Below are 6,670 nucleotides of genomic sequence, written 5' to 3' on the forward strand. Positions count from 1 at the left end.
CGCGTCAGATGGGTATAAGAGACAGGGGCCACCCTGGATGGTGCCCTACCCTCGCAACCCCTACTTCACTGGGCGGGAGAGTATTCTCGCTACGCTTTACCAGCAACTGTGGGATAGCCAGACGGCGGCAATTTCGCAGACCCAGGCGATTAGTGGATTGGGCGGCATTGGCAAAACCCAGACGGCGGTGGAATATGCCTACCGCTATCGCGACGACTATCGCTACGTGTTTTGGGTGGGGGCGGACACGGAACTGGAGCTGACCACGAGCTATGTGGCGATCGCCCAAATTCTGAACCTGCCCCTCAAGGATGCCGAAAACCAGGACGACACCGTGCAGTCGGTACGGCTGTGGCTGGGGCGCGAAGCAGACTGGCTGCTAGTTTTTGACAACGCCGATCGCCCCGAGATTTTGCCGCCCTTTCTACCACCAGAAACCAACGGCCACATTCTCGTCACCTCCCGCGCCCAGGATTTTCAAGACCTGGGCATTGTGCAGCCGATCGCGATGGAAATGCTGACTGCCGAAGATGCGATCGCCTTTCTGCTGCACCGCACCGGCAGAATGGCCCCCGCAGGGGCGGATGACATGCGCCCAATGCAGGGAATTGAACCCTCCCCCGAACTCCAAGCCGCCACCGACCTCGCCGCTGAACTCGGCTACCTGCCCCTCGCCCTGGAGCAGGCCGCCGCCTACATCGTCACCAACCGGGTGCCCTTCGCCGCCTACCTCACCAGCTACCGCAAACAGCGGCTCAAACGCCTGGAAAAAGCCAAACCCAAGCTGGGCCAGTACCCCGACTCGATTGCCACCACCTGGGCCTTGAACCTGAAGGAAGTGCAGAAAACCGCCCCCGCCGCTGCCGCCCTGCTCAACTACTGCGCCTTCCTGCATCCCGACGCGATTCCCTTTACCCTGTTCACCCAGGGGGCAGCGGAGCTAGGGGAGCCCCTGGCCACCGCCCTGGCCGACGCGACCGACGACCCGCTAGACCTCTACGACCTGCTGAACCCGCTGGGCAGCTATTCGCTAGTGCGGGTGGAGCCAGAGAGCCAGAGTTTGAGTCTGCACCGCCTGGTGCAGGAGGTAATTCGGGCGGAGTTGGGAAATGAAGGCTGCCAAGACTGGGTAGAACCCCTATTTAGGGCCATGGCAACGCTACTACCAGAGAAATGCAAAGACCCTGAATACCAAGACTGGCCTACCCTGGCCCAACTGCTAAATCATGTACAAGAACTGGCGACCCACTGCCAGCAGCGCAATATTGCCTCAACCGTTGCCGCTGATGTACTTCACTCCATGGGCACTTATCTACTGGTAAGAGGGCAATACTCTTTGGCAGAGCCACTCTTGCAGAAAGTGATGGAGTTACGGCGAAGTCTACTCGGCGATAAACACGAAGATATTGCTGACAGTCTCGATAGCCTTGGGCAATTGGAAGACTATCAAGGGCGCTATGGGGAGGCTGAACCCCTCTACCAAGATGCTCTGGCGATGAGAAAACGCCTGTTGGGCGACGAGCATCCAAAGGTCGCCGCTAGCCTTAACAATCTGGCCTTTCTCTATTGTAGTCAAGGACGCTATGGGGAGGCCGAACCCCTCCACCAAAATGCCTTGGCGATGCAAAGACGGCTGTTGGGCGACGAGCATCCCGATGTCGCCGCTAGCCTCAACAATCTGGCCATGCTCTACTACAGTCAAGGGCGCTATGGGGAGGCCGAACCCCTCCACCAGAGTGCCCTGGCGATGTGGAGACGGCTGTTGGGCGAAGAGCATCCAGATGTCGCCCTTAGCCTCAACAATCTGGCCGCGCTTTATCGTGACCAGGGGCGCTATGGGGAGGCCGAACCCCTCTATCAGGAGGCCCTGGCGATGTGGAAGCGGCTGTTGGGGGAGGAGCATCCCGATGTGGCCATTAGCCTTAATAATTTAGCAGTACTTTATCGTGATCAAGATCGTTATGAGGAGGCAGAGCCTTATTTGAGTGAAGCTTTGCGACTGTGGAGGCAATCTTTAGGGGAAGATCACCCTAATGTTGGTCGAGTCACTGAGAACTTAGGCATTCTCTACGCCGCCCAGCGTCGTACCGAAGAAGCCCGCTCCCTATACCAGCAGGCCCTCGCTATTCTTGAACCCAAGCTGGGGGCTGAGCATCCCTGGACAGTAAAATGTCGGGAAAGTTTGGCGAAGTTGGATGAGGCGGAATAGGTACCGGGTGCCTTTTAGCGTGCACATTCAACCTAAGCATCTCCAATGCACCCGGTACCTGATGAGGGCGATGGGCTATGTTTAAATCACGATCGCTGTAAGCACCTGCTCTATGACCATCGAAGTCACCCTACAACTCTCCAATGGTCTGGTCGAAGACGCCCAGCGCCTAGGTCATGCCACCAGCAAAGACGCATCGACCGTGCTGACAGAAGCCCTCGAACAGCTCTGGCCCACATTAGAGAACTTTGCGGAAGAGGCGTTTTTCCCCGCTATATCCGGGCTTGAGGATAATGAGGTGCTGCAACTCGCCACCGGAAAAATGCAGGAGTCTCAAAACGCTCGGCTCGGCGAACTGCAAGCAGCGGACAAAGCCCAAGGGTTAAGCGAGCCCGAAAGATACGAACTGTTGGCTTTGTTGCAGGTTTATCAGCTGGGGCAACTGCGGAAATCTGAAGCCCTGGCAGAGGCGGTAACGCGAGGCTTGCTTGCCCCGGTAGCTCAATGAGCACGACTCCTGACGCAATCCGAACGCGCGTTCGGTTGATCGGCAGACGGGGGTGACTGTCCCTCTCTTCAACCCGCGTAACCAGGTTTGGCATGAGCACTTTGTCTGGAGCGAAAATGGTGTTGAGGTCTTGGGCAAAAGCGCCTGTGGACGGGCAACTGTTGTCGCCCTGCGGGTCAACAATCCATTGGCGAAAGCTGTCCGTCGCAATTGGGTTAAGGCAGGCTGGCATCCTCCCGATGAAGCGCCTGAGTCGCTTTGATTGGCCGAGTTGAGTCGAGATCACACATAAGCGAGGGGGCGTAGGTAACCTACGCCCCCTCGCTCAAGGAGTTGCTATCGATTCATGCCTGACAGACGCTACCGTCTAAAGCATCGGTACAGGATGGCTAAAAACCCGGTTTCTTTGTCACTGCCCTAACGGCATGACTGGCATTCTGGCCGAGAAACCGGGTTTCTGTGCTGGCGGTCTAGCAGAACCGCTGAGCCATGCTAGACCGCAGCAGCGGTGAGCACAGCCTGCTCTGCCGGTGAAGCCTCCATCAGGGTGTCATCCTCTGCCGCTGTATTCACCTCGGGCAGATGAATGCCCAAGACCTGATCGTAGGCATCTTCCACCTGGTGCGACTGGGCCAGCACCAGATCATCGAGCTGGTTAAGCCGCTGGGTTTCGGCCTCGCGATCGATTTCGCGAGATTCCTTCTGTTTGATCAGTTCGCTCAGCTCGGTCTTGCGGGCGGTGATGTCTTCGTTCATGCGCTTGACCACATCCTGCTGGTAGGTCTCGAAGCACTCTTTCACCACCTGGTAGACCACAAAGGATTGCTCCTGGGCCACCTGGGGCAGCGAGTTGCTGAGTTCCGCTTTCATCGTAGCCAGCACCTTGCGGCGGGCCTGCTCCGCCGTCCAGCTGCTGAGGCCAAGGCCCGCCAACGCCATGCCGATGGGGCCTAAGAAGATGTCGGTCAGCAGGGCGAAGGTGATGGTGATGGCGGTGGCACCCACCAGGTTCATCAGCACCTGACGCCAGTTGAACAGGCCGGTGCCAGCCATGGCGATCGCACCTACATCCCCAGTGGTGAGGGCGTAGAGGCCGACAGCCCATTTGGCCCAGCCAGGGGAAGAATCCTCTGGGCTGAGGTGGGTGCGAGGTGCAACCCGTTGGCCGGTGAGCTTCTGGTTGATCTGATCGGTCAGATGGCTGTACGACTCGCCGTGTTTGAAGGCGGTGTGGGCCAGTTCGATAAAGGCCTGGTCGATGTCGCGCTGGGCATCTTTGCTCCAGAGGGCGATTTTGTCGGTGAGGTAGCGCTCAAAAGCTTGTTTGAGGGCCGCTTCAAACTCCTCTCGCTTCTGCTTGCGCAGGAAATCTAGGAACTTCAGTTCGGGCTGGTAGCGAACAAAATCCTCCTCAAAGGTCTGATCCAGGTTGGCCAGAAAGTCGCGGAAGGAGGTGGTGATGTCGCCCGCCTTGCGCTCGCCAATGACGCGAATTTCGTCTTTGAACTGGTCACGAATATCCACCAACTGATCGAATTCCGGCTGTACTGACCAGATCTTTTCGCGCAGTTCATCAATGTTGTGACTCAGCAGCGGAATGCGGCGCTCGATCGCATCGTGGGTGGTGCGATAGGCCTGCCGAGCCAGAATCTTGGCCTGGCGCAGTTCGGCGATCGCCCGTTCTTTAGTCAAAAACGTGGTCAGCGCCTGCATAAATTCGCCAAAGCCGGTGCCCTCCAGGCTGCCCTCATCGCCCTTGAGCCGCTGGCGCAGCGCCTGCAAGGAAGAGACCTCGAAGGTGCGATCGCTGTACAGATCCTCTCCATCCAGCTGGCAGTAGGGTTCCAGGTTGGTGCGAAACACCTGGCGCACCCGGTCTTCGGCTTCTCGCAGCTCGGTCGCATCCTCGGGGTCTACCAGCCGGTTCTGAATCTCATCCCAGGCGTTGATCAGGAAAAAGGTGGTCAGGCCCCGATCTTTGATGTAGTTGTCGAGATAGCGCTGCTCGCCCAGGGTGAACTGTTGGGTGGCGCTGAGCACAAACAGAATGGCGTGGCAGCTGTTGACGTAGTTGAGGGTGAGCTGATTGCGCGCTTCGGTGTCGTTGAGTCCGGGGCTATCGACAATCTCAACCCCCTTTTCCAGCAGGGTGAGGGGATATTCCACCACGGCGTAGGCGACGGCGGGGAAGGCCAGGGTGCCTTCATCTTCGAGCTTTTTCGCCTGATCCGGTCGAATCGTGTAGCGCTCTTTAAACGCGTCGAAGGAGAGCGTCTCGGGCGATCGCTCGTCGTTGAAATGCACCGTCACCCGCTTCTCGGGGCCGTAGCGCAGAATGGTGAGCACCGCCGTGCAGGGGTTGACGTCGGTGGGCAGCAGGTTTTCGCCCATCAGCGCGTTCAAGAAGGTGCTTTTGCCTCGCTTCATATCGCCCAGCACCAGCAGGCGAAAGACCTCTGAAGAAAGGTTTTGGCTGGCGGTGGTGAGGTCAGCGATCACGGGGCCAAGGCCGAGCTGCCCGGAGGTATTGTCAAGCTGTTCTGAGTCATCCAGGGTGGTGGCCATGGTGGCCAGATACCCAGCAAATTCCTGGCGCGTCTTGGCGACTTGATCTAAGTCTTGGATAAAGCTGTCGGCTTTATAGCTCATAGGTTTTCAGGTTCTCCTGATAGGGTGAATGGGATATTAATGCGATCGCTCGTTCAACACCGGGCCTACAGCTCTTTTAAATAGCTGGCAGGCAAAAATTGCCGATCGCTAGGGTCGGCAAGCAGGCACACCATTTCCCTCGCCTCTAGCCAAGATGGCCTAGACGTGGTGCCCTGCGACTTCATTTCCAGCGTAGAAATTGCGCCCTTCAGCCGTGGCCAGCGCTTGTGCCTATCCCATAACTGTCCATCAAGCCCCATCATTTGCAGCCTGCACGATATGCAGACCGGGGGTGAGGGGCAACGGTCGCCATGGCAGTAGGGATTGCCGCCATGACCCGAGCCCAGGCTGTTTGAATAACATTGAGTTAGCGGTAGCTAGTAAAGTGAAGCTTGGGCGACCCGGTTAGCTGTCGCTTCTGCCCCCAGGGCATGGCCCTAGGGTGTTGGCATCCGGCATCAATCCCCCCCACGCAGAGATAGCGATGACAGATCTTCGTTTAGTTCGAGGCCGTTGGATTTTGACCGGCGATCGCGTTGTGTCAGACGGTGCGATCGCGGTTCAGGCCGACAAGATTCTCACCCTAGGTGCCTGGGAAGATCTGAGACAGCAATATCCCGCTGCTGAGGTGCTGGGGTCTGACCAGTTTTTAGTCATGCCAGGGCTGGTCAATGCCCATCACCACAGCAATGGGGTATCCCATGTGTTGCAAGGGGTTGACGACGATTTTCTCGAGCTGTGGCTGTTGGCCAACCTCACCCTGCGGCCCCAACCGCCCCAGCTCAGAACCCTGCTCAGCATTGCCCGTCTCTTGCAGAGTGGGGTCACCACGGTGGTGGATGTGACCAGGCTATCGGGTACCGCCGAGGCTTGTTTCGACAACCTCCAGGTTTGCCTCCAGGCCTATGAGCAAGCCGGTATGCGGGTGGCGCTGGCTCCGGGGGCGGCCTACGAAAGTCGGCTCATTCATCACGAAGATGAGGCATTTTTAGCCAGTTTGCCTGCCCCCCTGCGTCAGCAGTTGACCAACCTCGTACCGCTGCAACAGGAGCTGCCCCAGGACGACTACCTGGCGCTGATCACCGAGTTGGTGAAGCGCTATCACGATCACCCCCACATCGATGTCTGGTTTGGCCCGCCGGGGCCCCAGTGGGTGGGCGATGAGCTATTGGTGCGCCTTAACGGGTGACAACGTACCTAAAGAGCTTGCTGCATCAGGGATAGAGCATAGAGACCACGCTGAAAATAGCGATGTTTATGGGGTTTGAGCGCTATCAGTTGGAGTGCCCAGTCGGTCCATAACT

5 protein-coding genes are annotated in these 6,670 nt (G+C 57.9%); 4 read left to right on the forward strand and 1 reads right to left on the reverse strand.

Translation table 11 applies throughout. The annotated features are described in order from the left end of the window. From IQ254_RS28660 to IQ254_RS28670, 3 genes are all read left to right on the forward strand, one after another. Window positions 1–2,209, forward strand: a 2,209-nt coding sequence (locus IQ254_RS28660; protein ID WP_228041197.1) for a tetratricopeptide repeat protein, incomplete at its 5' end; no start/stop codon positions are given. A 112-nt stretch (window positions 2,210–2,321) separates the two neighbouring features. Further along, complete coding sequence (locus tag IQ254_RS28665) at window positions 2,322–2,717, forward strand: hypothetical protein (RefSeq protein ID WP_193969563.1); 396 nt, start codon at window positions 2,322–2,324, stop codon at window positions 2,715–2,717. 52 nt (window positions 2,718–2,769) lie between these two features. After that, complete coding sequence (locus tag IQ254_RS28670) at window positions 2,770–2,979, forward strand: hypothetical protein (RefSeq protein ID WP_193969564.1); 210 nt, start codon at window positions 2,770–2,772, stop codon at window positions 2,977–2,979. Window positions 2,980–3,209: 230 nt separating this feature from the next. Here IQ254_RS28670 and IQ254_RS28675 read toward each other — a convergent pair whose 3' ends face one another. After that, on the reverse strand, window positions 3,210–5,366 hold the full coding sequence (locus IQ254_RS28675; RefSeq protein WP_193969565.1) for a dynamin family protein: 2,157 nt from the start codon (window positions 5,364–5,366) through the stop codon (window positions 3,210–3,212). A 484-nt stretch (window positions 5,367–5,850) separates the two neighbouring features. Here IQ254_RS28675 and IQ254_RS28680 point away from each other — a divergent pair, with 484 nt between their 5' ends. Further along, complete coding sequence (locus IQ254_RS28680; RefSeq protein ID WP_193969566.1) at window positions 5,851–6,555, forward strand: amidohydrolase family protein; 705 nt, start codon at window positions 5,851–5,853, stop codon at window positions 6,553–6,555. Window positions 6,556–6,670 lie beyond the last annotated feature (115 nt).

Origin of the sequence: Nodosilinea sp. LEGE 07088 (genome assembly GCF_015207395.1) — a bacterium.
Lineage (GTDB): Bacteria > Cyanobacteriota > Cyanobacteriia > Phormidesmidales > Phormidesmidaceae > Nodosilinea.

Excerpts from the sequence above, each read along its gene's own strand:
- IQ254_RS28665 (WP_193969563.1), top strand. The coding sequence starts at position 2,322 with ATGACCATCGAAGTCACCCTACAACTCTCCAATGGTCTGGTCGAAGAC.
- IQ254_RS28675 (WP_193969565.1), bottom strand. The coding sequence starts at position 5,366 with ATGAGCTATAAAGCCGACAGCTTTATCCAAGACTTAGATCAAGTCGCC.
- IQ254_RS28680 (WP_193969566.1), top strand. The coding sequence starts at position 5,851 with ATGACAGATCTTCGTTTAGTTCGAGGCCGTTGGATTTTGACCGGCGAT.